Source organism: Promicromonospora sp. AC04 (genome assembly GCF_003058225.1).
In the GTDB taxonomy this organism is placed as follows: domain Bacteria; phylum Actinomycetota; class Actinomycetes; order Actinomycetales; family Cellulomonadaceae; genus Promicromonospora.
In genome coordinates this window covers 70,824-97,648 of sequence record NZ_QBUG01000014.1, presented here as the reverse complement: position 1 = coordinate 97,648, position 26,825 = coordinate 70,824, and the positions used below count along the sequence as shown (strand labels likewise).

21 protein-coding genes are annotated in these 26,825 nt (G+C 71.0%); 5 read left to right on the top strand and 16 right to left on the bottom strand.

All coding sequences use genetic code 11. From position 1 onward, the window contains the following. Positions 1 to 54: 54 nt before the first annotated feature. Both C8K30_RS27695 and fabG read right to left on the bottom strand, forming a co-directional pair. On the bottom strand, positions 55 to 570 hold the full coding sequence (locus C8K30_RS27695) for a MaoC family dehydratase (protein ID WP_108496126.1): 516 nt from the start codon (positions 568 to 570) through the stop codon (positions 55 to 57). After that, positions 567 to 1,316 (bottom strand): 3-oxoacyl-ACP reductase FabG, encoded by a 750-nt coding sequence (gene fabG / locus C8K30_RS27690; RefSeq protein WP_108496125.1) that lies wholly within the window; start codon positions 1,314 to 1,316, stop codon positions 567 to 569. The genes C8K30_RS27695 and fabG overlap by 4 nt, the downstream gene beginning before the upstream one ends. 132 nt (positions 1,317 to 1,448) lie before the next feature. Here fabG and C8K30_RS27685 point away from each other — a divergent pair, with 132 nt between their 5' ends. The 3 genes from C8K30_RS27685 to C8K30_RS27675 are packed head-to-tail and all read left to right on the top strand — an operon-like array spanning position 1,449 to position 3,243. Beyond that, positions 1,449 to 2,078 (top strand): QsdR family transcriptional regulator, encoded by a 630-nt coding sequence (locus C8K30_RS27685; RefSeq protein ID WP_108496203.1) that lies wholly within the window; start codon positions 1,449 to 1,451, stop codon positions 2,076 to 2,078. Between the two features lie 53 nt (positions 2,079 to 2,131). After that, positions 2,132 to 2,668 carry a YbhB/YbcL family Raf kinase inhibitor-like protein gene (locus tag C8K30_RS27680; protein ID WP_108496124.1) on the top strand — a complete coding sequence of 179 codons (537 nt, stop codon included), beginning with the start codon at positions 2,132 to 2,134 and terminating at the stop codon, positions 2,666 to 2,668. Next, the gene (locus C8K30_RS27675; protein ID WP_108496123.1) at positions 2,665 to 3,243 is read left to right on the top strand and encodes a YbaK/EbsC family protein; all 579 of its coding nucleotides are present in this window, start codon (positions 2,665 to 2,667) and stop codon (positions 3,241 to 3,243) included. The genes C8K30_RS27680 and C8K30_RS27675 overlap by 4 nt, the downstream gene beginning before the upstream one ends. Positions 3,244 to 3,255: 12 nt before the next feature. Here the strand turns inward: C8K30_RS27675 and C8K30_RS27670 are convergent, their stop codons facing one another. Next, on the bottom strand, positions 3,256 to 4,233 hold the full coding sequence (locus tag C8K30_RS27670) for a siderophore-interacting protein (protein ID WP_108496122.1): 978 nt from the start codon (positions 4,231 to 4,233) through the stop codon (positions 3,256 to 3,258). 328 nt (positions 4,234 to 4,561) lie between these two features. On the opposite strand from C8K30_RS27670, the gene C8K30_RS27665 reads away from it, so the two are divergent. Continuing rightward, complete coding sequence (locus C8K30_RS27665) at positions 4,562 to 5,383, top strand: MHYT domain-containing protein (protein ID WP_108496121.1); 822 nt, start codon at positions 4,562 to 4,564, stop codon at positions 5,381 to 5,383. Between the two features lie 35 nt (positions 5,384 to 5,418). Here the strand turns inward: C8K30_RS27665 and C8K30_RS27660 are convergent, their stop codons facing one another. The 4 genes from C8K30_RS27660 to C8K30_RS27645 are packed head-to-tail and all read right to left on the bottom strand — an operon-like array spanning position 5,419 to position 9,667. Beyond that, a complete protein-coding gene (locus C8K30_RS27660) occupies positions 5,419 to 6,594 on the bottom strand; it encodes an adenosine deaminase family protein (RefSeq protein WP_108496120.1) in 1,176 nt (391 codons plus the stop codon). A gap of 32 nt (positions 6,595 to 6,626) precedes the next feature. Then, the gene (locus tag C8K30_RS27655; RefSeq protein ID WP_108496119.1) at positions 6,627 to 7,454 is read right to left on the bottom strand and encodes a carbohydrate ABC transporter permease; all 828 of its coding nucleotides are present in this window, start codon (positions 7,452 to 7,454) and stop codon (positions 6,627 to 6,629) included. Further along, on the bottom strand, positions 7,451 to 8,401 hold the full coding sequence (locus C8K30_RS27650) for a carbohydrate ABC transporter permease (protein WP_108496118.1): 951 nt from the start codon (positions 8,399 to 8,401) through the stop codon (positions 7,451 to 7,453). The genes C8K30_RS27655 and C8K30_RS27650 overlap by 4 nt, the downstream gene beginning before the upstream one ends. Before the next feature lie 36 nt (positions 8,402 to 8,437). Further along, the gene (locus C8K30_RS27645; protein WP_108496117.1) at positions 8,438 to 9,667 is read right to left on the bottom strand and encodes an extracellular solute-binding protein; all 1,230 of its coding nucleotides are present in this window, start codon (positions 9,665 to 9,667) and stop codon (positions 8,438 to 8,440) included. 156 nt (positions 9,668 to 9,823) lie between these two features. Here C8K30_RS27645 and C8K30_RS27640 point away from each other — a divergent pair, with 156 nt between their 5' ends. After that, positions 9,824 to 10,861, top strand: coding sequence for a LacI family DNA-binding transcriptional regulator (locus C8K30_RS27640; RefSeq protein ID WP_108496116.1), 1,038 nt, complete (start codon positions 9,824 to 9,826; stop codon positions 10,859 to 10,861). Between the two features lie 62 nt (positions 10,862 to 10,923). Here C8K30_RS27640 and C8K30_RS27635 read toward each other — a convergent pair whose 3' ends face one another. The 9 genes from C8K30_RS27635 to C8K30_RS27595 form a co-directional block, all read right to left on the bottom strand. Beyond that, positions 10,924 to 14,067 carry a glycoside hydrolase family 38 C-terminal domain-containing protein gene (locus C8K30_RS27635; RefSeq protein WP_108496115.1) on the bottom strand — a complete coding sequence of 1,048 codons (3,144 nt, stop codon included), beginning with the start codon at positions 14,065 to 14,067 and terminating at the stop codon, positions 10,924 to 10,926. Between the two features lie 37 nt (positions 14,068 to 14,104). Beyond that, the gene (locus tag C8K30_RS27630) at positions 14,105 to 16,276 is read right to left on the bottom strand and encodes a glycoside hydrolase family 3 N-terminal domain-containing protein (protein WP_158281144.1); all 2,172 of its coding nucleotides are present in this window, start codon (positions 16,274 to 16,276) and stop codon (positions 14,105 to 14,107) included. Between the two features lie 68 nt (positions 16,277 to 16,344). Continuing rightward, positions 16,345 to 18,858 (bottom strand): glycoside hydrolase family 2 protein, encoded by a 2,514-nt coding sequence (locus C8K30_RS27625; protein WP_146197614.1) that lies wholly within the window; start codon positions 18,856 to 18,858, stop codon positions 16,345 to 16,347. 25 nt (positions 18,859 to 18,883) lie between these two features. Then, the gene (locus C8K30_RS27620; RefSeq protein WP_233257520.1) at positions 18,884 to 20,164 is read right to left on the bottom strand and encodes an alpha-L-fucosidase; all 1,281 of its coding nucleotides are present in this window, start codon (positions 20,162 to 20,164) and stop codon (positions 18,884 to 18,886) included. Next, a complete protein-coding gene (locus C8K30_RS27615; protein WP_108496112.1) occupies positions 20,161 to 21,030 on the bottom strand; it encodes a carbohydrate ABC transporter permease in 870 nt (289 codons plus the stop codon). The genes C8K30_RS27620 and C8K30_RS27615 overlap by 4 nt, the downstream gene beginning before the upstream one ends. Further along, positions 21,027 to 22,007: a carbohydrate ABC transporter permease gene (locus C8K30_RS27610; RefSeq protein ID WP_108496111.1), complete on the bottom strand. Its 981-nt coding sequence runs from the start codon at positions 22,005 to 22,007 to the stop codon at positions 21,027 to 21,029. The genes C8K30_RS27615 and C8K30_RS27610 overlap by 4 nt, the downstream gene beginning before the upstream one ends. A gap of 14 nt (positions 22,008 to 22,021) precedes the next feature. Beyond that, complete coding sequence (locus C8K30_RS27605; protein WP_158281143.1) at positions 22,022 to 23,413, bottom strand: ABC transporter substrate-binding protein; 1,392 nt, start codon at positions 23,411 to 23,413, stop codon at positions 22,022 to 22,024. A gap of 171 nt (positions 23,414 to 23,584) precedes the next feature. Next, positions 23,585 to 24,763, bottom strand: coding sequence for an ROK family protein (locus tag C8K30_RS27600; RefSeq protein WP_108496109.1), 1,179 nt, complete (start codon positions 24,761 to 24,763; stop codon positions 23,585 to 23,587). Between the two features lie 368 nt (positions 24,764 to 25,131). Further along, on the bottom strand, positions 25,132 to 26,739 hold the full coding sequence (locus C8K30_RS27595; RefSeq protein ID WP_233257519.1) for an MDR family MFS transporter: 1,608 nt from the start codon (positions 26,737 to 26,739) through the stop codon (positions 25,132 to 25,134). Positions 26,740 to 26,825 lie beyond the last annotated feature (86 nt).

Sequence of the window (26,825 nt, the reverse complement as noted above, 5' to 3'; positions counted from 1 at the left end):
TCCCCCGCAACACTGCGGCACCTCAGGACCGTCCGTACACCGCTCGGCGAAGCCTCAGGCCTCCGGTATGTAGAGCGACAGCGTGTGCGCGACCAGCGCAGGCTTCTCGGACCCCTCGATCTCGACGGTGACCTTCGAGGCGAGACGCACGCCGGTCGACGCCGGCTCGGCCGAGAGGATCTCCGTGACGGCCCGCACGCGTGAGCCCGCCGGCACCGGCGCCAGGAACCGCAGCCGGTCCAGGCCGTAGTTCATCACCATGCTGGTGCCGCCCACCTGAACGAGCGGGGACGCCAGGTGCGACAGCAGCGACAGGGTGAGGTACCCGTGCGCGATCGTGGAGCCGAACGGCCCGGCGGCCGCCCGCCGCGCGTCGAGGTGGATCCACTGGTGGTCCTCGGTGGCGTCGGCGAACGCGTCGATCCGCTCCTGCGTGATCTCGAACCACTCGCCGGTGGCGGTCCTGCCCGCGGAGTCGGCGAGGGCGGCCGGCGAGGCGACGACGATGACGCCGCCGCCCCTGCCCCCGTCCTCGCCCGCACCCGCGCCGGGACCCGCGCCCGCGCTCATGCCTTTGGCCCACCCGCCACGTACAGCACCTGGCCCGACACGAACCCGGACTGCTCCGAGCAGAAGAACGACACGGCGTTGGCGATGTCCTCGGGCTGGCCCACACGGCCTACGGGGACGTCCTGGGCGGCCACGCCGAGGTAGTCGGCCAGAGACACCCCGATGCGCTCGGCCGTCTCCCGGATCATGTCGGTCTCGATCACGCCGGGCGCCACGGCGTTCGCGGTGACGCCGAACTTGCCGAGCTCGATCGCCAGGGTCTTGGTGAAGCCCTGCATGCCCGCCTTGGCGGCCGAGTAGTTGGCCTGGCCACGGTTGCCGAGGGCCGAGGTCGAGGAAAGGTTCACGATGCGGCCGAACTTGGCCTCCACCATGTGCGCCTGCACGGCCCGGGTCATCAGGAACGCGCCCCGCAGGTGCACGCCCAGCACGGAGTCCCAGTCGCCCACGGACATCTTGAACAGCAGGTTGTCGCGCAGGATGCCGGCGTTGTTCACCAGCACGGTGGGCGCGCCCAGCTCGGCGGTGACCCGGGCGACGGCGGCGACGACCGACTCCTCGTCGGCGACGTCGACGCCCACGGCGAGCGCGCGTCCGCCGTCGGCCACTATGGCCTCCGCGGTGGTCTTGGCCTGGTCCTCCAGGAGGTCCAGGACGGCGACGGCGTAGCCGTCCTGCGCGAGGCGGTGGGCCGTGGCGGCGCCGATGCCGCGGGCCGCGCCGGTGACGATGGCGATGCGAGTCATGAGGGTTTCCCTTTCCGTATCGTCTCCAGACCGTACCGTTTGACCGTCAGGTCCGGGCGACAGCCAATGTCCCCTATGCATCGTTCTGCATCTTGTTGCACCGGGCGCCCGGACAGCGGTTGGATGACCCGCATGACGACAACGGCGTCGAGCATCGCGACCGTCGGACTGGAAGCCGCGCCGAGCCGCCTCTCCGCCCGGCTGGACACGCGCCCCGAGGCGCGGCGCGTGCTCGATCTCGCCCGCGACACCTTCATCGAGGGCTACCGCGTCGACATGGGGCTCCTGGCCGCACGGCTCGGCGTGGACCGCACGTCGGTGTTCCGCTGGGTCGGCAACCGGGACGCGCTGCTCAGCGAGGTGCTGTGGTCGCTCGCCGTGCCGACGCTCGTGCAGGCCGAGCACGCGACCGAGCACCTCGCGGGCGCCGAACGGGTGGCGGACCTGATGACCACGTTCACGCGCGACCTCATCGTTGCCGACTACTTCCGCACCTTCCTGCGCCGCGAGCCCGCCCGCGCCCTGCGCCTGCTCACCACCGCCGAGAGCCCCATCCAGCGCCGCTTCGTCGCCACCGTCGAGTGGCTCGTGACCCGCGAGCTGGGCGACGCGCCGTTCCACGGCACCATCACCCCCGAGGAGCTCGCCTACCTGCTGGTGCGGGTGTCGGAGTCGCTCACCTACGCGGACCTCATCACCGGCGACGAGCCCAGCCCGGCGCGGGCCCGCACCGCGTTCCGCCACCTCCTGCGCGTCGGCTGAGCCGGAGGCGCAGCTCATTGGCACCTGACCCGGCGATTCGGCAGAGTGGGGGCATGGATTTCACGCGCCCCTATCCGCCGGACCCGTACACGCTGCTGCCCGCGCCCGCGTCCTTCACGCTGACGAGCGCCAACCTGACCGACGGCGAGCGCATGCCGGACGCGCATGCCCTGCACGACCAGAACATCTCTCCCGCCCTGACGTGGAGCGGCTTTCCCGAGGGCACCAGGTCGTTCGTCGTGACCTGCTTCGACCCCGACGCGCCGACGCCGATGGGCTACCACCACTGGACCATCGCGGACCTGCCCGCCGACGTCACGTCGCTGGAGACCGGCGCGGGTGCTCCCGACGGCGCGGGCCTGCCCGCCGGCGCCTTCCACACGCGCAGCGACGGCCACACCCCGGGCTTCGAGGGCGCGGGCCCGCCGCCCGGGGACCACCCGCACCGGTACATCTTCGCCGTGCACGCCCTCGACGTAGCGCCGGGCGAGCTCGGCCTGGGCCCGGACAACACCAACGCGCAGGTGGCGTTCAACGTGTACTTCCACCTGCTGGGGCGCGCCACGCTGACGGCGACGTACAGCCGATGAGCGACAACGCCACCCTGCCCACCCTCGGCGACCTCGTCTGGGCGCCCGCGCTCGACCACCCGGAACTCCTCGCGGAGCCAGTGCTCGCGGCCCTGACCGCCTGGGCCGCGGCCGACCCGCGTGTCGCGGGCCAGGTCGCCGTCACCGAGATCGACCCGGACCACGCCGACACGGCCACGCTCAACGAGCTGCACGGCCTGCCGCCGGAGGCGTCGGCCAACTGCGTGCTGGTGGCCGGGAAGCGGGGCGAGGAGGAGCGCGTCGCGGCGTGCGTCGTCCCCGCCAGCACGTTCGCCGACGTCAACAAGCGCGTGCGCAAGCTGCTCGACGTCCGCAAGGCATCATTCCTGCCGATGGACCGCGCCGTGGCCGACTCCGGCATGGAGTACGGCGGCATCACGCCGGTCGGCCTGCCCGAGGGCTACCGCGTCCTCGTCGACGCCCGGTTCGCCGAGGCGGGCACGACGGCGCTCATGGGCTCCGGCGTGCGGAAGTCCAAGCTCCTCATGCCAGGCCCCCTCCTGTGCGCGATGCCGGGCACCGAGGTGATCGAGGACCTGGGCATCGAGCGATGAGCGGCGTCGCGGTCAGCTCTCCGCGCGGCCCTTGCGCCAGTAGCCCATGAATGCCACGGACTTGCGGTCGACCTGGCACTCGTTCACGAGGTAGCGACGCAGCGCCTTGATGACGCCCGCCTCGCCCGCGAGCCACGCGTACAGCACGGTGTCCTGCGCCAGGGGGCGGCCCGCCTCGTCGATCGGCACCTCCCAGAGGATCCCCTCGTCGATGTCGACGTCGTGCGCCTCGCCCGACAGGTCCACCCCGGCCGCGGTGAGGGCGGGCGAGGTGTCCGACGACGGCCGCACACCCATCGCGAGCAGCCGGTCCGCCGCTGCCTGCACGGCCGGGACCAGCACGTCGCCGTGCTCGCGCCCGTCGCGCGCCAGCCAGTGCACCCGCACGCCGTCGGGCGCGCCGAGGTTCCAGCCGTCCTCGGGGTGGGGCACCTCGAGGAAGACCTCGCCCACGGCATCGCCGGGCAGGGACTCGCAGATCGCGGCGATGGCCGGCACCGCGGTCTCGTCGCCGGCCAGCAGCAGCGCGTGGCTGGACGCCGGCGGGGCGAACTCGACGCCGCCGTGGATGCCGTCGTACTCGGCGTTGGGGCCCATGATGACCAGCGGGTCACCCGCCGCGGCGTTCAGCGCCCAGCGCGACGCCGGGCCGGTGTCGCCGTGCATCACGACGTCGACGTCGACCTCGCGCATGTTCTGACGCACCGTGCGGACCGTGTAGGTGCGCATCGGGTTGCGGTGCTCGTCCGGGAGCGAGCGCCACGCGGCGTACCAGTCGGGGTCGTCGCGGCGCAGGGCGTCCCAGCCACCCTGGGGCGACGGGAGGAGCAGCTTGATGCGCTGGTCGCGGCCGTTGTCCGCGAACTTGTCCAGGTCCGGACCCTTGAACGTAAAGCGGACGAAGGACGGGCAGAGGCGCGTCACGCGCGCTACCTCGACGTCGAACATTCGCGAGGGCTTGGCTTCGAGCCCCTCGGTCTTGGTGGTCACGACGGTGAGCCTAACCTAACTTTGTCGGGCCTGTGCCACCCCTTCCGGGTGATGGACGCGACCCCGCTACGGCTTTTGCGCGAGGCCCACCGACAATGGGTAACGAGCGGGAAAAGGGCGTTCCGGAAGACAAAAAAATCACCCCGGCCTGCGCAAAATTAACCCGGCACAAAGGGTGCATCTCACCCCGCAAACCCGTTTACTTGGCATGGATCGAGGCTTGGCAACGATCGAGCATCGATCGAACCCGGCCAACGATCCGGCCGCCGCGACACACCCCGTCCGCGGACGACGTCACGCTTCCCTCGTACTCGCTGGAGAGCTCCCCATGATTGATCACTTCGCGCTCGGCTGGGTCACACCGATCCTCTCGTTCGTGCTCTCGTGCGCCGGCTGCGCCGTCGGGCTGACCTGCACCGCCCGTGCACGCGTCGCCCACGGCGCTGCGAGCACCGGCTGGCTGGCCCTCGGCGCGATCTCCATCGGCGGCACCGGCATCTGGGTCATGCACTTCGTCGCCATGCTCGGGTTCCACGTCCGCGGCACCGAGACCCGGTTCGATGTCACCCTGACGATCTTGAGCGGCGTGCTCGCCATCGTCGTCGTCGGCCTCGGCCTGTTCATCGTCCGCGCGGCCGGCGTCGGCCCCTTCGCGCTGCTCGCGGGCGGCACGGTCACCGGCCTGGGCATCGCCGCCATGCACTACCTCGGCATGCGGGCCCTGCACGTCGGCGTCGAGATCACGTACGACCCCGTCACGGTGGTCATGTCGGTGATCATCGCCATCGTCGCCGCGACCGCCGGCCTCTGGCTCTCCGCGAAGGTGCACAACCTCGCCGCCGGCACCGGCGCCACGCTGATCATGGGCGTCGCCGTCTCCGGCATGCACTACACGGGCATGGCGGCCATGCGGGCGGAGGAGGTCTCCGGCGCGATCGCCGCGGCCGACGTCGGCATCGGCGTGGCCGCGCTCCTCGGCCCGCTCATCATCGGCGTCACCATCAGCACGATCATGCTGCTCCTGGTGGTCGGCCTGGCGCCCAGCGCAGCGGAGATGGCGGCGCAGGAGAACTTCAAGGGCTGGCAGGGCCGGCAGGAGCAGATCCGGCGCGAGGACGGCGCCCCCCGCCGTCGTTCCCAGCTGCGCTGACGTGCGCGCCCCGTTGTCGGCGACCTGGAGCTGACCTACGTGGCTGCGGCGTGCGGGACCGTCACGGCAGCAATCCCCGTGTCCACCTGGATGCGCAGCGCAGCACGGTCGGCCTTGCCGAGGAACGAGGCGTCGACGGCGATCCGTTGGGCGTCGGCGAACTCCGGTACGTTCCAGCCGAACAGCTCTTGCAGATGACGCATCTCGGACGAGATCGAGGTGCGCGACATCATGCGGTTGTCGGGATTGATCGTCACCGCGAAGCCCAGCTCCCGCAGGAGGTCCACCGGGTGGTTCTCCCGGCCGTCGACAACGTGCCGCGAGTTCGAGGTCAGGCACACCTCCAGCGGGATGCCCCGGTCGATCACCCATCGGGCGACACGTCCGAGCGTGAGCTCGGCGTGCCCCGCAGCGCGGGCGGCCGCGACGTCCGCCACACACGTACGGACGTCGAGCGGCACGCCGTTGAGCGACACGTCCTCGATGACGCGCACGCCGTGGCCGAGGCGCAGCGCGTGGGCGGTGTGCACGGTGTCGAAGACGCTGCGCAGGCCGTCGCTCTCACCAGCGTGGATCGTGTAAGGAATGCCTGCTCGCTCGAGCTTCACGCACGCTTCCAGATGGTCCAGGACGGACCACCCTTCTTCGGGACCCGCGATGTCGAAGCCCACGACGCTGTCGCCGAACTTCTCGATGGCCACGTCCGCGACCTGTGCACTGAGCCGGGTCTCGCGCATGCCGCAGAGCAGCTGTCGTGCCGTGATCGTGCCGCCCGCGGCCGTGACCTCCGCCTCGCCCTGCCTCAGTCCCTCGGCCACAGCATCGACCGCGTCCTGCATGCTGAGGCCGCAGGCGATGTGCTTCTCCGGGGCCCAGCGCACCTCTCCGTAGAGCACGCCGTCCGCCGCGGCCTCCCGGACCCACTCGCGCGCGACGCGGACGATGCTGTCGGCGTCCTGCATCAGCGACGTCGTGACGGCGAACCTGTAGTGCGGGTACGGCTCCGGTGGCTCCGTGATGACGCGCGCCATCCAGTCGCCGAGCGGCGCGGGGTCGTCGTAGGGCAGGGCCACGCCCTGCGCGTCGGCGAGGTCGAGCATCGTGTCCAGGCGCAGCGAGCCGTCGAGATGGTCGTGCAGGGTCACCTTCGGGAAGGCGAGATACGGCTCCTCCGGCTCCGACCAGGTAGGTCGTTCGAGGGCAGGGGGCATCGCGGACTCCGTTCCGTTCCGGGCAGTTCCGTTCACTTGCCGGCGCCCGCGCCGATACCGGCCTGTACGTAGCGCAGGGAGAAGACGAGCAGCGCGATGGCGGGCAGGCTCGTCAGGAAGGACGCCGCCATCACGGTCGACCAGTCGATGGTGGGCTGGTCGAGCAGGCGGTACACCGACAGCACCACCGGCTGCATGCCGCTCTGCGTCGTGAGGATCAGGCCGAACAACAGGTCGCCCCAGGTGAAGATGAAGGCGAAGACTGACGCCGTGATGACGGCGTTCCGGCTCAGCGGCAGCACGATCCGAGTGATGCGCTGCCACAGCGTGGCGCCGTCGATGACCGCGGCCTCGAGGACCTCGGAGTCGAGCGACACCATGAACGACCTCAGGACGATGATCGCCAGCGGGATGGCGGACGTGGAGTTGGCCAGGATCATCGCCAGGTACGTGTTCAGGATGCCGAGCGCTGAGAACATCGCGTAGAGCGCGTTGAGGAGCGTGATGCTGGGGACCATCTGCGCCACCAGGATCGCCAGGAGGGCCACGTTCACGATCCGCCCGTCCAGGCGGCTGAGGGCGAACGCCGCGGGAACCGAGACGAACAGAGTGACCGCGACCGTGCCCAGGCTCACGATGATCGAGTTCCGCAGGCCGGGCAGGGTCGTGCGCCAGGCACGCTCGTAGCTGCCGAGGTCGGCCGGGGCGGGGAACCACGACACGCTGACCGAGTCGACGTCCGGCTGCAGCGAGGCCGAGACCATCCAGTACACGGGAAACAGGAAGACCGCCAGGATGGCGACCCCGCCCAGCGTCCACAGCCAGGCGCGCCGGGGGCTCGCGGCGTTCAGCATGCTCATCCTCGCTGCTCCCCTCGGGTGGCGCGGGTGTAGACGATCGCGAAGACGACGGTGATGGCGAGCAGGATGTTGCCCAGAGCCGCACCCGCCCCGAAGTCGAACTCGCGGAACGACCGGATGTAGCTGAGCATCGCGAAAGTCTGCGTGGAGTTGGCGGGCCCGCCCCCGGTGAGGACGAGCACGAGGTCGAGCAGCTTGAGCGTGCCGACGATGCCGAGCACCACCAGGACCGAGATCACCGGGCGCAGCTGCGGCAGGGTGATCGACCACACGCGCCGCCAGTAGCCCGCGCCGTCGAGCACCGCGGCCTCGTGCAGCTCGAGCGGAACACCACGCAGGCTCGACGACAGGATGGTCGCGGTAAACGGAAGACCTGCCCAGACGTTCACCCCGATAACGGCCCAGATGGCCAGCGACGGTTCGGAGAGCCATGCGGGTCCGTCGATCCCGAACAGGCCCAGCACCTGGTTGAACGCACCGTTCTCCTGCAGGATCCACCGCCAGGTCGTGGCGGTGATGACCAGCGGGATCAGCCACGACACCAGGATCACCGACGGCATCCACGTGTGGCCGGGGAAACGGCGCTCGAAGTAGAGGGCCAGCGCCATCCCGCCGGCGAGCTGCCCCGCGAGCGAGCACACCGTGACGAGCAGGGTGTTGCGCAGCGCCACCGCGAACAAGGGCGACGACAGCACGGCCGCGAAGTTGTCGAAGCCGACGAACGGGGCCTCGCCGCTGATGAACGTGGCGGCGGTGAAGTCCGTCACGCTCATGACCACGCCGTAACCCAGCGGGTAGGCGAAGAACACCCCCATGAAGACGAACGCAGGGGCCAGCAGCCACAGGTACCCGCGCCGCACCCGCCGTCCGAGGCCGGTGCGGCCACGGCGTGTGCTGCGCGCGGCAGGGACGGTGCGCGGCTGCGCCACTGCCGTGCTCGCGGTCATGCCGCCCCCGCCCGGGGGGTTCCGTGCGCCATCGGGTTACTCCGACGCCGCGCGCTGCAGCGCTTCGGCCGCCGACAGGTCGCCGACCACCGCGTACTGGATGGCGTTGGCGAGCTGGGTGCTGGTCGTGTACCAGTCCTCGCCGAGCTCACCACCCTGGTTGTAGGCGCCCTCGACGGATGCCGTGAACGCCTCGACAGAGGGGACGTCGGCCTCCCACTCTGCGCCGACCTCGAGCCGGGCCGGGATGTAGTACTGGACCTGGGCGACCTCGAGCTGGTTGTCCGCCGCGAGGCGGCACTCGAGGATCTCGGCCGCAGCGGCCTGGCGCACCGGATCGGTGGCGGGGATGGTCCACTCGGAGGCGGTGATCGCCTGCCGGGACTCGGCGCCGTCCGACGTCGGATAGGGGGCGAAGCCAGGGACCGGCTCCCCCTCCTCCGGCATCGCCGCCCACGGGCCGTTGACCGTCATCGCGGCCGCGCCCGAGTTGTACTGGTCCTGGAAGTCCCAGCCCCAGCTGACCATCTCCGGTGACATGCTGCCGTCGGCGACGAGGTCCTTGTAGAGCTGGATCGCCGCGATCGTCCCCGGTGACTCGAAGTCGCCGGGATCGCCGCCCGCGCTCAGGATGAAGCCGAGCAGGAAGAAGGACGCAGCGCCGTCGGAGCTCCCGGGCAGGGCGATGCCGTAGCGGTCGTCGGTGGTGAGCTCCGCGGCCTGCGCGCGCAGCTCGTCGAACGTGGCAGGCGGCGCGTCGACCAGCGACGTGTCGTACTGCAGCGCGCCCACCTCGACATGGGAGGCGAGCCCGTACAGCGTGCCGTCGTACATCCCCATCTCCTCGGTCGATGCCGCGAGGTCTTCCGGCGCGAGCCCGTACGACGAGAGGTCCGTGAGGATGCCGCCCTCGGCGTACTGCGGCAGGTCGCTGGAGGGAACCATGAGCAGGTCGGGCAAGCCGTCGGAGGCACCCGCCTGCAGGACGAGCGTGCCGAACTCGGCGCTGGGATAGGCCTCAGCGGTGACCGTCGCTCCGATCTCCTCGGCGCAGGCGCTGAGCTGCTCCTGGTTCAGCGTCATGAACGGCTCGTACGGGACACCCGACCACATCGTGAGCTCGAGCCCCTCGAAGTCAGCAGGATCGATGTCCGCCTCAGGGGCGGCCGCTCCACCGCTGACGCACGAGGTCAGGATCAGGGCGGCGGCGACGGCGCCACCGAGGGCGCTGATCCGGGTGGGCGGGCGGCGGGGTGACGGTGTCATGATGCTCTCCTCGCGGGCTTCGATTGCGCGCCATCCTGTGCGTGTTGCGTTTCGTTGCGCATCGTGCGAAGTAAAAGGAACGTTACAGTTGAGCCGAAAAAGGCAGCAAGAGATTGTGACGGCCGCAGTGTTGCGCAACACCCAGGGAGGCTGGGCATGGACGATGAGAACGCAGTCGAGCGGGTCAGCCTGCGGGCGGTCGCGGCGGAAGCAGGCGTCTCGCCGTCGACCGTGTCGAGGTTCCTGCGCGGCACGCTCACCCTCCGCGGCGAGACCCTCACCACCGTGGAACGGGCCATCCGGCAGCTGGGCTACGTGGCACCGGTCCGGAGCGCGGGCAACCGGACGGGACTGGTCGGCGTGGTGGTGCCCGACCTCGCGAACGCGTACTACGGCACGATCGCGGAGACCATCTCCGCGTCGTTGCGCGCCCAGGGACACACCGCGCTCATCGTCTCGGCGCGTGGCGCGACACCCGCGGACGCCGACGCCGTGGCCCGGCTGCTCGCGCTGAGACCGGAGGGCGTGCTCTACCTCGCGGAGCGGCGCCGCGATCCCGCGGTACGTCACATCGCAGAGGCACGGATCCCGCTGGTACTCGTCGACGAGGCGGTCGACGAGGCAGGCGACGCACCACGCATAGCGGTGGCCGACTACTCAGGCGGCTGGCAGGCGGCCAAGCACCTGGTGTCGCAGGGACACCGGCGCATCGCGGTCGCGACGGGCCCCGAGGACCTGTCGTCGGTGCACGAGCGCCGCAGAGGCTGGCGCGACGCGCTGCTGGGCGCCGGCCTCGACCCCGACGCCCAGCTCCGGTACAGCGGGCACTACACGGAAGCGTTCGGCTACGAGGTGCTCTCGTCGATCATGAGCGTCGATGCGGCCGAGCGGCCGACCGCGGTCTTCATCGGCGCCGACGAGGTCGCCCTCGGCGCGCTGACCGCCGCGCGCGAGCTCGGCGTCCGCGTGCCACGCGACATCTCGATCGTGAGCTTCGACGACGTGCCGGCCGCAGCGGGAACCTCGCCCCCGCTCACCACCGTCCGCACCCCGCGCAGCCAGCTCGCCGAGCGTAGCGTCGAGACGCTCATGGCACTGCTCGACGACGCAGCCGGCTCCAGGCCGCGGGTCCCGAGCGAGACTCTCTCGGTACAGCTCGTGGTGAGGGAGTCGTCCGGGCCACCACCGAAGTGAGCCGGACCAGCTCGACGAGCATGCCGCCGTCACCACGCTCGGCGGCGGGCTACCGGGCTGCTTCACCGCGACCTGCACGCCCTCAGGGTGACGATGCCGAACGGACGCAGCGTCAGGTTCGCGCCGCTGCGCTCCGCTCCGGGCGCAGCGTCGGGGAGGAAGTCGAGGCTGCCGTCCGAGTCGCCCGGTGCGAGGGGGTGCTCGTGCAGGTCAGTGGTCATCAGGGTGAGCCCGGGGAGGTCGACCTCGATCCTGCCGGTCGCCCGGGTCCCCCATGCCTCGTGCAGCCGGACGACGAGCTCACCGCTGCCGTCCTCGGCCAGCTTGACGGTGTCGACGACGATCCCCTCGCCCTCGATCCGCACGAGCGGAGCGAACAGTGCCGGGTCCGCCGGTCCGGGGACCGCACGCAACGGCAGCGCGAGCGCCAGACCGTCGCCGATCGCGTCGGCGACGGTCGCGCCGGGTCGCAGGAGATGGACGAACACATGGCTGCCCTCGTCGGCGCGCGGGTCGGGATACCGCGGCCCGCGCAGCAGGTGGATCCGCAGGCGCGTCGTGGTGCCGCCGTCGGGGCGGGTCGTCCGCGCGGCGTCGTACCCGTGCGTGACGTGATTGGCGACGGCGACGCCGAAGCCGGGCTCGCCCACGTGCACCCAGCGATGAGCCGCGTCGACGAAGCGTGCGCTCTGCCAGGTGGTGTTGCGATGCAGCGGCCGCCGAACGTGCCCGAACTGGGTCTCGGCGGCGATGTCGTCGGCGCGCAGGTCCCACGGCCACGACAGCGTCAGGAGCTCCTCCTGCGCATGCCAGTCGACCTCCGTCGTCACCCGGAGCGCACCGCGGTCGAGCTCCAGGCGCTGCACGAGACGCGCCCGCGGCAGGTCGCGCTCGACGATCACCGTGTGGTCCTGTGCGCGCACCCTCGCCTCCGGGAAGTCCCGGACGACGCGGTCGTGGTGCGCGTCGATGTCCCACGCGTCCCAGCGGTTGGGCAGGTCGCGGTGCAGCGAGGCCACGTTTCCCGGTCCGGCCGGCCCGATCGCGTCGCGCCCGCTGGACCGGTCGACCAGGGCGACCACGTGTCCGCGGGCATCGACCTCGACCCGCACGGACAAGTCCTCCAGGACCCAGAGATCGTGGGAACGGCTCGCACGGGCGGGCTGAGCCTCCCGCACTGCACCCGCGGAGAAGGGGGCGACGCCGTCGAGCACGACGGGGCCGGAGTTCACCCTCAGGTCTCCGCCCTGCCCGTCCGAGGATCCCGCCAGCACCCGCAGGGCATGTGAGACGAGCTCCTCGCACCGTTTCGCCACCCGAGCGTGCGCACGTTCGACCTCGTGGTAGACCCAGGCGATCGACGTACCCGGCAGCACGTCGTGGAACTGGTGGAGCAGGACCACACGCCACAGCTCACGGAGATCCTCCAGCGGGTAGGGAACCCCGCAGCGCAGCGACGCGACGGCCGACCACAGCTCGGCCTCGTGCAGCAGCGACTCGCACCGGCGGTTGCCCTCCTTCGTCCTGTGCTGGGAGGTGAAGATCCCCCGGTGGAGCTCCAAGGGCATCTCCCCGGACCAGGTTCCGAGGGGTGCGCCCTGCTCGCTCGTCTCCGAGGCGCGCCGCTCGACGTCGGTGAAGAAGTCCTCGGGTGTGCCCCATGACACGGCGGGTGTTCCCGCAAGGCCCGACAGCCGGCGAGCGCTCTCCGCGTGCTCGCGCGTGGGACCGCCCCCGCCGTCCCCCCATCCGCTCGGCGCGAGCGAGACGCTCGCCGACACGGGATCGGAGTCCGCGACGTTGGTCTCGGCGTGCGCGAGCTGCCGCGGAGCGAGGTCGCTGTTGTAGTTGTCCACCGGAGGGAAGTGGGTGAGCACCTGCGAGCCGTCGATGCCCTCCCACCAGAAGGTGTGGTGCGGCATGCGGTTGGTGTCGTTCCAGGACAGCTTCTGCGTGAGCAGCCAGCGCAGGCCGGCCGCACGCGCGATCTGCGGAAGGGCCGCGGAGTACCCGAACGAGTCCGGCAGCCAGACGCCGCGGCACCGCACTCCCAGCTCCGCCTCCATCCAGGAGACGCCCTCGACGAACTGGCGCACCATCGACTCCCCGCCCGGGAGCATGGTGTCCGACTCGACCCACATGCCGCCCACCGGGACGAACCGCCCTTCGCGGACGGCGGCCACTATGCGCTCGAACAGCTCGGGCTCCGCCTCCTTCACCCAGGCCAGGTGCTGCGCGGACGACGTGGCGAAGGTCGTCTCGGGATACTCCCGCAGCAGGGCCAGGGCGTTCGCGTACGTGCGCACCACCTTGCGCCGGGTCTCGCGGAACGGCCACAACCACGCCGAGTCGATGTGCGCGTGCCCGACGGCCACGACGTGATGCCCGACCTGTGCGGCGGGCTCCGTCAGGACGGGCGCGAGCGCCTCGCGCGCAGCCCCCGCCGTCGAGCGCACGGCGGCGGGCGACGAGATCTGCACGAGGTCGAGCGCACGGGCGACGGCGCGCAGGATGCGCCCACGGCGGAGGTCCGACGCCGGCAACGTCTCGCGCTGTTCCCTGAGCACGGCGAGATCACGCCACAGCGCCCATGCCTGAGGGTGCCGCCGACGCACGACGAACTCGCCCCACCGGTACTGATGCCGGGCCGGAAGCGTCTCGGGATCCCCGAGCTCCGTGGGCGCGAACACGAAGTCCGGATCCAGCACGGGGTTCGCCGCAGCCTCCACCCAGAGCCGCACGGGGAACGGCGCCTCGCCCGCGCGCCATCGCCGGGCCGCGACCGGATCGCGCTCGAGCAGGAGACTCAGGGGAACGTGCCTGTTGCGCGGCGAGATGCCCTTGAGCACACGACCGGCGGTGTCGCGCGCCGTGCCCTCGGCCTGGAACCCCGGCGTGTCCCGGGTGAACCCGAGGTCGACCACCACGTCGACCTGGTCCTCCTGACCCGCCCACGCCACGGGGACGTCCGCGCGGAGACTCAGCCACGTGGTCGACCACGGCTCTCCCCACTGCTGGCCGAGGGCGACCTCGGCGAGGTCATCCTCGGACAGGGCGAGCACCTCGGAGACGGCGGGGGGCTCGCCGGGGCGCGACCAGGCGAGCGCACGCACCGGCAGCCGGTCCGTGTCGAGCGCCGGCGTGAGACGTTCGTCGACGAATCGCCGCAGGCGTCCGAGCGTCACGTCATCCGGTTCGAGGGCCATCCGCGCCTCCTTCAGGCATCGTCTTCAGGCATCGTCTTCAGGCTTCGTCGGCGAGGGTGAGCGTCACGCGCGCCGAGCCGAGGGTGACCACCAGGTCGGTCGTCGCCCGAGCGAGGGGCGCGAGCTCGGCGGGCGGCAGGAAGACGTCGCGCAGCGGGATCTCCAGGTGCTCGCGGAACCGCGTGCCCTGAGCGGCTCTGATCCGCCGCCACGCGACGAGCTCGGCGCGCGGCCAGGCGTGTCCCCCGCGCCGCAGGGCCCGCACGTGTGCCAGCTCCTCGGCCGGCCACTCGCCCTCGGCCACGTGCCCCTCGAGCTCGACCACGACGACGTCCGCCCGGCGCAGCGCCGTCACCTGGACGCCGTCGACCCGGCCGTATCCGCCGCCGGCGCCCACGGGCCACAGGACCGGCTCCGCCACATCGCGATAGACATCGCCGGCGCCCAGACGCTCGTCGGCCCGCACGGGGATCGCGCCCGGCGCCGACGGCATGGTGACGGGAAGCCTGCCGACCGGCTGGGTGCGCCCGAGGACCAGGTCGGCGACGGCCCGCCCGCCGTGCGGCCCCGGGTAGAAGGCCAGCAGGATCACGTCCGCCAGACGAGCGACCTCGCTCAGGACGTACGGGCGGCCCGCCAGGACGACGGCGACGACCGGCCCCCCGGCCGCCCGGCGCACCCGGGACAGCATCTCCACCTGCCCGTCCGGCAGTGTGGGCGAGGACAGGTCGACTCCCTCGCCGCAGTCCGCCGCCGTCTGTCCCGCGCTCGCCCCGTTGTCCGCGAAGGCAGCGCCGTAGGGGCGGTGGCTCGACCCCCCGAGGACGACGACCACGCCCGTCGCAGCCGCGAGCGCGCTGACGTCGTCCGCGTCGACTGCGGCGAACGATGCCTCCGACCCGAGGGACTCCGCCACCAGGGCGGCGGCTATGCTCACCCGCTCCTCCTCTGCGAGCGGCGGGACGTAGTCCCCCAGCATGGCCTCGACGTCATGTGCACGCGGTCCCGTGACCACCCACTCGCCGGGGCCGCGCACGGGCAGTGCCTCGCGGGCGCGGTCCTCGCCGGTGCCGGGGAGCAGCACGACCGAGCGGGTGGCGATCCACTGCGAGAGCACAGCGGTCTCCCGCGCGCGCTCGGCCGCGGGCGCCGGGCGCGGCGCTCCCGGCAGGAGACCGAGCTGCCCCTTCACGGCGAGCACCCGCTCGCAGGCGCGGTCCACGACGCGCTCCAGGTCGGGCCGGAGGGCCACCGCCTCCTCGAGCCGGGCGAAGGACCTGTCCCACAGCGAGAGGTCGACGCCGGACCGGAGTGCCGTGGCGGCAGCCGACAGGGGCGAGCCGACCTGCTCGACGATGCGGTCGACGGCCAGCCCGTCGGCCATGACTATCCCGTCGAAACCCCAGCCGTCCCGCAACAGCCCCGTCAGCAACGGCGCGTTGGCGACGCAGGGCACGCCGTCGATGTCGTTGTAGGCCGCCATGATCCCGACCGCACCCGCCGCCACGCCCGCCAGGGCCGCCGGCAGGTGCAGCTCCTGGAGGTCTCGGCTGCCGATCTGCGCGGAGTGCCCGTTGCGTCCGCCGACGCCCTCGCCCTGAGCGGCGAAGTGCTTGAGCACGATCCCCACGCCCGACCCGTCGAGGAGGCGAGATCGGCCGCCGCCCTGCATGCCCGTCACGACGGCGGAGGTCATGGCCGCCGCGAGCGCGGGCACCTCGCCGTAACACTCCTCCGCACGACCCCAGCGCGGGTCCCGCAGGAGGTCGAGCGCCGAGACGAGCGCAAGGTGTACACCGTCCGCGCGCAGGCCGGACGCCACCGCCGCGGCCGCCTCGGCGTACAGACCCTCGTCCCAGGTCGCGCCCACGGCGAGGTTCACGGGCAGCAACCCCGCTCCCAGGGCCTGATGCCCGTGCGGGGCCTCCTCGACGAGCAGGGGGCCGATGCCGTGCCGGGATGCCGAGCGAACCTCCGCCACCACCATCTCGGCGACCTCGGCCCGCTCCTCCGGCCGCACGCCGTTGTTCCAGTCGCGCCCGGACCACGCGTCCGCGCGGAAGAGCCCGTACAGCGCACCGAGCCCGCCCCAGCGCTCGACCTCCTCGTGCAGCGTCGGCGTCGTCCGCCAGCGCCCGCCGACCCGCTCGACGCACTGCCAGCCGAGCAGCCGCTGGTTGAGCTGTCCGACCTTCTCCCGAAGGGTCATGCCGGCTGTCAGGGCCCGCGCTTCAACGGCGGACTCCACGGCGGAGCGAGCCCGCGGCGGCGAAGGTGTCATCGGTGCCATAGGTCGTTTCTCGTTCGGAGCAGGGGGCGCACCGACCAGGCGGACGGATCGGTGTGATCGGGCCTGGGCGTCGGGCCGCCGTGGAGGATGCGGAAGGTCGTGCTCTCGCCGGGAAGGAGCGTGCGGAGCTGGTCGTCCGCACTCGCCTCGGGTGAGACGCGGTCGGCCATGACGGACACGTCGGCGAGCAGCACGTCCGCTTCGACGGTCACGTCCCAGCCGTCGGCGTCGCGCACGGCGCGGACCGCGGGGCGGGGCGCCGCCCACCGCACGCCGTCGGGCCGGCACAGCACCATCGTCGCGCGCAGCTCGCCGACATCGGCGACGAGCACCTCTTCCCGTCTCCGGTGCGGAAGCGCAACCTCCGGCCCGAGGCGTCGGCGGACGGTGTCCCGCGCCGGCACCGTCACCTCGAGCAGCTCGGCCGCGAGCTCGCCGTCGACCACGTGCACGCGGCGCAGGGCGACCTGCGCCTGCCACGGCTCGTCCGTGTCGTTGACGAGGACGACGTACGCGGATCCGTCGATCGGCTGGAGCGAGACCGCGCGCGGCGCGAAGGCGCGGCGCAGGGCGTACCAGGAGGGCTTGCGCCGTCCGGCGTGGTCGACGACCGACCAGGAGATGCCCGGCCAGGCGTCGCCCAGCTGCCAGACCAGCAGGCCCGTCGTCCGCGGCCACCTGCCGCGCAGGTGCTCCGCCGCGACGCGCAGGGCCTCCGCCTGCTGGAGCTGCGTCGCCCACAGCCAGTCGTCCAGGTCGTCGAGGAGCGCATCGGGCTCCGGTACGTGTCCGTCGAGCCGGCGGACGAGATGTCTCATCCCGCCGGTCTGCCGCTGCCGGTGGTCGAGCTGCGCATCGTCGCCTCTGCCAGGCATCCGGGTGAGCGCCGCCCTGAGCGTGGCCCAGGCCGGCGGCGCCTGGTGACCGAGCTCGGCGACGAAGCGCGGGACATGATCGCGATAGGTCGTGTGGTCGAGCAGGTTCCACTGGTCCCAGAGGTGCACAGTCCCCTCGCCGTCGACGTTGGGGGCAACGCCGGGGGACGACGAGAACGGGCTCGACGGGACGTAGGGCGTTCCGCATCCTTCCTCCGCGACGATCTGAGGAAGCAGCCGCCGGTAGTACGACTCGCCCCAGGTGCGCGTGCCGACCTGCTCGGGCCATCCCCAGTCGTCCCATCCCTGCAGGCACTCGTTGGAGCCGTTCCAGAGGACGACGCTCGGGTGCGCGGCAAGGCGCCGCACCTGCTCTCGGGCTTCGGCCTCCACCTCCGCCCGCAGCGGCTCCTCCTCGGGATAGGCCGCGCAGGCGAAGGCGAAGTCCTGCCAGACGAGGAGCCCAGCCTCGTCGCAGGCGCGGTAGAAGGCGTCCTGCTCGTAGACGCCGCCGCCCCAGACGCGCAGCATCGTCATGTTCGCGGCGACTGCCTCACGCACGAGCCCGACGCAGCGCTGTTCGTCCACGCGCGACATCAACAGGTCCTGGGGGATCCAGTTCGCCCCCCGTGCCTGCACGGCGATCCCGTTGACGACGACGCCGAACCTCGTGCCCCACTCGTCGGCCGTCGTGTCGAGCGCGACATGGCGGAAGGCGACACGATGCCGCTCGTACGTTCCCGTGCCCGCGACCCCGATCACCACCTCGTGCAGGACGGGGTCACCGTGACCGCGCGGAAACCAGAGCTCGGGCGCGGCCACGGGCAGGCGGACCGAGGTCGCGCCGTCGACCGGGATCGTCCAGGTCCGGTCCCCCAGGCGGATGTCGACCTTCTCGTGGGCGACGGCGTCCCCGGCCGCGGCGAGCTCCACGTCGACGATCAGCTCCCCGTCGGTCAGGTCGGGCGCGAGCGAGGTGCGCACGTGCGACCGGAGACGCACGCCCTGCCACACCTCCAGCCTGGCCGGCCGCCAGATCCCTGCGCTGACGAGCGTCGGCGCCCAGTCCCAGCCGACGCTGGAGGCCATCGTGCGCAGCCTGTTGTAGGGGTAGGCCCAGTCGTAGGGCAGCGGGCCACCGGGATCCGCCGCCTCCCTCTCCCGCATGACACGTGCCGCCGAGGCGAATCCCACGCTGATCCGCGATCCGTCCGGCGAGATCAGCCCGGTCACGTCGACCTCGTGCCGCCGATGCATGTTCTCCGTGTGCGCGACCGGCACGCCGTCGATCTCGACGACGGCGACGGTCTGGAGGCCTTCGAAGACCAGCTCCGCCCTCTCGCGACCGCCGGCGTCTACGACCCCGTCCGGGAGCAGCGCCTCGTACGTCCAGTCGCCCTCCCCGATCCAGGCCAGCCCGTTCACGGCGTCGTCCCGATAGGGATCGGGGATGATCCCCGCACGCAGCAGGTCGTCGTGCACGTTGCCGGGGACCCGCGCCGGGATCCCCGCGCGCACGGACGCGAGCTCGTCGGCCGACAGCGCCGCGCCGGCTCCGCACGCGTCCGGTGCGCTCGACAGGCGCACGGTCCACTCGAGCTCCGCGAGGTCGAAGGTCCGCAACATGTCCTGACCGCCGTCTCCGCGCACGTCAGTCCTCGGGGTACGCGGTGGGCGCGACGTAGCCCTCCGGGACGGTCGGCGCGACGAGCTCCCCCGTGCGGTAGACGAGCACCTGGTCGATCACCGGGTCGTCGCCGTCGACCTCCAGCTCGATGACGCGCGCCGTCCGCGTCCCGGTGGCGTGCAGCCGGTTCGCGCCGATCGTGAGACCGGAGCCGACGTCGTCCCCGTCGACCCGCAGCCGGTGGGCGCCCACGCGCTGACCGCGGGAGAGGTCCTCCCGGACGAGCACGTGGTCGAAGGTCACCGCCTCGTCCCCGAGCACCGCGCTCCAGCGGCCGTCGCCGGCCCGCTCGAGCGCAGCGGGGACCGGGGCGCCGAAGCGCCGGCGGATCTCCCCGCCGAGGGCGCGGATCACCTCGGCGTCGGCGGGGTCGATGCGTCCTCGCGTGTCGGGCGGGACGTTGAGGAGGAGGTTCGCCCCCATGCCGACGGAGCGGTAGTAGATGGCCATGAGGTGCTCGAGCGTCTTGGGCTCGTCGTCGGGGTGCCAGAACCAGCCCCGCCTGACGGAGACGTCGCACTCGGGAGGCAGGTAGAGCGCATCGGCGAACTGGGTAGTCACGATCGTGTAGTTGCTCATCTGGGTGTGGCTCACCGTGTACTCGACCGGGTCGGACGCGATCCCGTCCTCGTTGCCGACCCAACGGATCGTGGGCGCGCCCATGTTGAACACCATCGCCTGCGGCTGATGCTCGTGAATGATCGCCATGGTGCGTTCCCAGTCGTACACGTACCCCTCGGAGCCCGCCCCGTCGAACCACAGCTCCACGAGCGGGCCGTAACGCGTGCACAGCTCGGTCAGCTGCTCGGCGTACACCTCGGCATAGGCGTCGGGGTCCGCGTACGCCGGGTGGTTGCGGTCCCAGGGGGACAGATAGAGCCCCAGACCGATGCCCGCGTCACGACACGCGCGCGCCACCTCGGCCACGACGTCGCCCCGCCCCTCCCGCCAGGGAGACGAAACGACCGAGTAGTCGGTCGTCGCCGTGGGCCACAGGCAGAAGCCGTCGTGATGCTTCGCCGTGAGCACCACGTAGCGGGCGCCCGCCTCGACGGCGAGCCGCACCCACTCGTCGGCGTCCAGCTCGGACGGGTCGAACGACGAGGCAGGCAACGTGCCGTCGCTCCACTCCTTCCCGTGGAAGGTGTTCATCCCGAAGTGGAAGAACATCCCGAGCTCGAGGCGCTGCCACGCCAGCTGCTCGGGCGTCGGGACGAGGTGTTTCAGATGGTGCTGGATCGTCACTTGATGGCTCCTGATTCGACACCCTTGAAGAAGTGCTTCTGCAGCACGATAAAAAGCACCATGATCGGCACGATCGCGATGACCGACCCCGCCATCAGCACGCGGGGATCGAAGGACAACGACGACGCGGACAGCCGCGCCAGCCCGAGCGAGAGCGTGTACAGCTCCTCCGAGCGGAGCACGATGAACGGCCACAGGAAGTCGTCCCAGGCCGCGATGAACGAGTTGATGACGACCACCACGAGCGATCCCCTGGCGGCGGGCAGATAGATGCGGACGAAGCGGCGCCACTCGCCGGCGCCGTCGAGCATGGCGGCTTCCTCGACCTCGTCGGGGACGGCCGCGAAGGTGGCCCGCATGATGAGGACGTTCACCGCCGCGATCGCGCCCGGCAGCCACACCCCGACGAACGAGTTGACGAGTCCCAGGTCACGGATCTGCAGGTACAGCGACACCATTATCGACTCGAAGGGGAACATCATCGAGACGATGAGCAGCCAGTAGAACACCCTGCGCCCTCGCCACTGCCTGCGGGAGAGCATGTATCCGGCGAGCGTGGGGAAGACCACCTGGCTCGCCACCGTCAGCAGGCACATGATGAGGCTGTTGCGGATGTACAGCGCCATCGGGACCTGCTCGAACACCGTCGCGTACGCGGCGAGCGAGGGGTCCTGCGGGAGAAGCGTCGCCTCTGTGCCGAAGAGCGCCTCCCCCGGACCCTTCAGCGACGAGCTGAGCTGCCACAGCAACGGCCCGATCGAGATCGCCAGGACGCCGGTCAGGATCGCGTAGCGCACGATCAGCTCCCGCGTCCGGCGCGGAAAGCGTCCGACGGTCCTGCGCGGCGAGCTTTCGACGATGCTCATGCCTCCTCCTTCTCCGACCCGAAACGGTGCGAGAGGACGGCGAGCCCCACCGTGAGCAGGAACAGCGCCACGGAGACCGCCGCTCCGTATCCGGCGTTGCCTGCGATCGGGTCGAGGGCCGTGTCGCGGATGTAGAACGGCAGCGTCCGCGCCTGCCCGCCGAGCCCGCCCGTGGCCCCGCCAAGCACGTAGATCTCGGTGAACACGCGCAGCGAGCCGATCCCGGACATGATCGCGATCAGCAGCATCGTGAGCCGCACGCCGGGCACCGTGATGTGGAGGAACCGGCGCACTGGGCCCGCGCCGTCGAGCTCGGCCGCCTCGTACAGCTCTCTCGGCACGTTGGCGAGGGCGGCCAGGTAGAAGATCATGTACCACCCGAGCCCCTTCCAGACGGTCAGTGCGATCGCCGACAGGAGCAGGAGGGTCGTATCCGACAGGAACGGGATCGGGGACGAGATCAGACCGAACTGCTGCAGCGCGCTGTTGACGGGGCCGCGCTCGCTGAGCAGGCTCTGCCACACCAGCGCGACGGCGACCATCGATGCGACCACGGGAGCGTAGAACGCGGTCCGGAAGAAGCCGATCCCGGGGATCCGGTTGACGACGAGCTGCGCGAGGACGAGCGGCAGCACGACGAGCAGCGGCACGGCCACCACTGCATAGAAGATCGAGTTGCGGGTGGCCAGCCAGAAGTCGCTGTCGGTGAGCAGGCGGGCGTAGTTCTCCCACCCCACCCACGATCCGCCTCCGCCGAGCGGCCTGGCATCGGTGAACGAGAGCACCACGGTGTTCACGAACGGGAAGATCCCGAACCCGACGATGACGGCGACCGCCGGCGCCGTCCACAGCAGGGGCACCCACCAGGGCCGGTGCAGGGCGGCGCCCGACGTCGCCCCGCCGCGCGAACGACGTCGTCGGGCGGGCGGTGACGCCGCACGCGCCACCGCCCGTCGTGACGTGACCGGAGTGGTCATCTCGAATGCTCCGATCAGCCCTGGTCGGCGAGGATGCCGTTGGCCGCGTCCTGCGCGTCCGCGAGCGCCTGCGCGGGGTCCTTGGACCCTGCGATCGCCAGCTGCAGCTCCGAGAGGACCGCCGAGTTCACGGCGTCGGACCAGTTGTAGATGAAGCTGTTCGTGGCATCCGGGGCGAGCTCCACCGAGAGCTTGTTCGCCGCGCCCAGCGGGGTGTCCGCCGAGATCTCCGTGAACTTCGGGATGTCGAGCGACTCGGTCGTCGAGGGGAAGTTGGAGATGCGCTCGTCCGAGACGAACTTCGTCTGCCATTCGGGGCTCAGCAGGAAGTCCGCGAAGGCGAGTGCCGCGACGGGGTTGTCGGAGGTCGACGGGACCGCGATGAGCTGCCCCTCCTGGAACGCCTCACCGCGTGCGTCCAGCAGCGAGGAGACGCCGGTGATCTCGTACGTGTCCGGGTTGGTCTCCTGGACGTAGCGCATGAAGGAGGCGTTGGTCGATCCCCAGACCACGTCGCCCGCGGAGTACAGCTGCGTCACGTCGACGTCGGTCGAGAGCGTGTCCTTCGGCAGCGCGCCGGCCTCGTAGAGCTCCGCGAAGCGCGTGAGCCACTCGAGGATCTTCGGGTCGTCGGCGAAGGTGAACTCGGTCTCGTCGTCGTTCATGATCTGCGCGTCCATGAGCTGCCAGTCGCTCGGCACCCGCTGCGTGGGGCTGGCCGTGAACGCGTAGAACTGCCCGTCGCTCTTCTCCGCCACGGTCTCGGCCATGTCGAACTGCTCCATCACCGTGGTCGGCGGTGCGTCCGGGTCCAGCCCCACCTGCTCCATCAGCTCGGTGTTGTAGGTCTGCAGCCCGCCGAGCCCCCAGTACCAGGGCATGACGTAGTGCTCGTCGGACCCGGGGAACACGAGGGAGTCCCAGACCGAGGTGATGAACTCGCCCCCGACGTCGGGGGCCTTGGTCGAGAGGTTCAGGAGGAAGTTCTCCCGGTACAGCGCGTAGGCCGTGGTCTGGTTGAGGTTGACGACGTCGGGCAGCTCGCAGCCCTGGGCGTCCGTGACGAGCCGCTGCGTGAACTCCGCGTCGCCGGGGTCGTCCTGCCACGTGACGGTCACGTCGGGGTACTTCTCCTCGAAGGCCGCGATGAGGTCCTCGAAGTAGGGGCTGAACGACTGCTTGAGCGCCGTCGTCTGGAACGTGATCTCGCCGGAGGGTTCCCCGGTGATCGGCTCGTCGTTCGTGACGGCCTCGGACAGCTCGCACGACCCAGCCATCGCGGTGGCGTCGGATGCGGCGCCGGAACCGACGCCGCATCCGGTCAGGGCGAGCGGCACGACGGCAAGACCTGCCGCCAGGCTCAACAGGCGGCGGCGGTGGAGGGGTCTGGCAACGTATTCGGACATGGTGTGGTTCCTTCCGGGGGGGGGGGTTCTTCCTGGGGGTACGACGAGGACCGGCAGCATGGGGTACCGGGGTTCGATGGAGCGGGCACGTGGGGAACGCGCCCGCGAGAGGTGCGAGGAGCTGGACAGGTCAGGAGACGTGCGTGCGTTGGTCCGGTGCGAGGAAACGGTTCACGTGTCTCCTCTCCTGTGCCGCCAGGCCCGCGGCGAGACGGCGGCTGCGGGCATTCCGTAGACGTGGTCGCGGAGGTCGTCGATGACCAGGGCGAGCGCGCCGCTGACGACGGAGCCGCTGCCGAGCGCGGCGGGGACAACCTGTACGCGGAGCGGGGAGTCGCGGGAGACGACCTCTTCGATCTCCGTCGCGAGACGGACACCGCCCGCCTCGCCGAGCGCGCCCGAGAGGACTACCCGCTGCGGATCGATCACCGTCGACACGGTGACGACCAGCGCCGCGACCCGCCGGACGACCTCGGCCCGCACCTTTGCGACGTCCGTCTGCGTGTCCGGCGCGGTCAGCACGTCCTCAGCCGAGATGTGGTTCAGACCCTGCTCGCGCGCGAGCGCATCGATCGCCGCCCGCCCGACCCAGCTCTGATACCCCGTCTCCGAGGCGCCGATCCGGTCGGACGACGCCATGGCCGGCGCGAATCCGAGCTCACCGGCGTATCCGCGCGCGCCCCGCAGCAGGACGCCGCCGAGCACGGTCGCCGCGCCGATGCCCTCGTCGAGGCGCAGCAGCGTGAAGCTGTCGACGTCTGCCCCTCGTCCTTCTTCCGACTCCGCGAGCGCGGCGAGATTGACGTCGTTCTCGAGCTGCACCGGGCAGCCGAGAGCCTCGGACAGGCGATCACGCTGACCGGTGTGCCAGTCGGGATGGCCGGAGACGAAGTCCACGTCGCCGTCGGGAGTCACCACGCCGGGCGTGCCGACGACGACCTTCCACAGCTCCGAGGTCCCCAGCCCGATCTCCGCCGCGGCCCTGCGCACCGCCTCCGCGACGTGCGCCGCCGGGCTCGCGTCGTCACGCGGCAGGTCGAGCTCGACGACCGGGCGCCCGCCGAGGCCCGCGATGGCCACACGCACGTGCTCGGGCTGCATCTCCACGCCCGCCACGTACGCCAGGTCCGTGACCGCCCGGAAGTGGACGGCATTGGGGCCGCGGCGCGCCGACGAGACCTCCCCCACGGCCGCGACGAATCCCGCGTCCACCACTCGCTGCACGAGGTCGGTAGTGGCGGGCTTGGAGAGCCCTGTCGATCTCGCCAGTGCGGAGCGCGACAGCGATCCGTGCTCGAGAAGCAGCTCGACGACAAGACGCTCGTTCGCGGAGAGGACCTTGCGTTCCATGCCCGTGCACCTCCTCTATCTCTGTCGGCAGCTAATTAACAGGCACGCTAGCTGTTAATTGATGGGCCGACCAGAGGTTCGCACGCAAAGGTCCGATGTTTTAACGGGGGATTAACGCGAGGGACCGCCCGGTGCAACATGGCGCCCAGGCGCCACGGCCGAGATCACCAGCCGACAGAGCGTCGTGTCGATCGGGTCAGCGCGACGCGAGCACGGTCGTACCACGCGTCGAGCACGTCGTCGTGGAGCAGGGATCGGCGCCATACCTCGGCCGGACCGGAAAGATCGGATGTCTGCGACGTCCATCTGGCCGCCGAACCTGAAACCGTTCTCGAGCACCCTCGGCCCGATCGCTGATCGCGCGATCCTCAGCCGGCAACGGACGCGGTCGCCACGGGCAGCTCGTCGGGGTCCGCATCGTCCGGCCCGGCGGCGCCGTCGGTCTCGAGGGTGGAGCGCAGCGGGACCTCCTTGATGAACAGGACGAGGACGAGGCCGGCGATGACCATGGGGATGAGGGTGGCGAACACCGGGGTGAGGGCGTCGTTGTAGGAGCCGACGATGACGTCGTGGATCGCGTCGGGGAGGCTGTTCACCGCGGCGGGGGTGAGGGAGTTGAGGTCGCCGGCCTGCTCACCTCCGGTGGGCATCCGTTCTGCGAGCAGGTCGGTGAGCCGTGAGGTGAACAGGGCACCGACAACGGCGCCGCCGAGGGAGGCCCCGATCTCGCGGAAGAAGTTGTTGGAGGCGGTCGCCGTGCCGACCTGCCGGTCGGAGAAGGAGTTCTGCACGACCAGGACGAGGATCTGCATGCCGAGGCCCACGCCGAGGCCGAGGACGAAGAGGTAGCTCAGCAGCACCCACAGGGGCGTGTCGACGGCGAGGGTGGACAGGAGCCACAGCCCGAAGCCCAGGACCACCATGCTGGCGATGGGCATCCACTTGTACCGGCCGGTCTTCGCCGCCAGCTGCCCGGTCGTGATCGCTCCGGCCATGAGCCCGACGATCATCGGCAGGAGCATGAGTCCCGAGACCGTGGCGTTCACGCCGGTGACCATCTGGAGGTAGGTGGGCAGGTAGGCCAGGGCGCCGAACATCGCGATGCCGATGAACAGTCCGGCGACGGTGGCCAGGACGAAGTTGCGGCTCTTGAACAGGGCCAGCGGGATGATCGGCTCGCTCGCCCGGTACTCGGCCAGGACGAACGCGGCGCTGGACACGGCGGCGGCGGCGATCAGCCAGACGATGGTCGGGGAGTCCCAGTCGTACTCGGTCCCGCCCCAGGAGGCGACCAGGATGATCGAGGTGACGGCGACCGCCATCGTGATGACGCCCCACAGGTCGAACCGGACCTTGCTGTCGTGGCGGGGGAGCTTGAGGAAGACGGCGGCGAGAGCGATCGCCGCGATGCCGAGCGGGACGTTGATCCAGAACGCCCACCGCCAGCCGACGCTCTCGGTGAACCAGCCGCCCAGCAGCGGACCGGCGACGGCGGAGAGCCCGAACACCGCTCCCATGAAGCCCATGTACTTCGAGCGTTCCCGCACGGGGGCGACGTCGGCGATGATCGCCTGGGCGAGGATCATGAGCCCGCCGCCGCCGATGCCCTGGATCGCGCGGGCGACGATCAGTGTCGTCATGTCCTGGGTCAGGCCGCCGACGACAGAGCCGACGAGGAAGATGACGAGGGCCGCGATGAACAGGCTCTTGCGTCCCATGAGATCGCCGAGCTTGCCGTAGATCGGCATCATGATCGTCGATGCGACCAGGTACGCGGTGGTGACCCACAGCATGTGGTTCACACCCCCGAGCTCCCCGACGATCGTCGGCAGCGCGGTGGAGAAGATCGTCTGGTCGAGCGAGCTGAGCAGCATCGCCACCAGCAGTCCGGCGAAGACCGGGAGCACGTGACGGGTGCCGCCGGCCAGTTCGGGCGGGGCGGTCGTGTCGGGTTCGGAGCCGGCTGTCTGAGTCACGCAAACATCCTCGAACGCTGCCCGCGCCTGCGCGTCCCCCGGTCGCGGCATCTTTTGTACTGCGAGCGCAGTACGTTGCTCAGCCG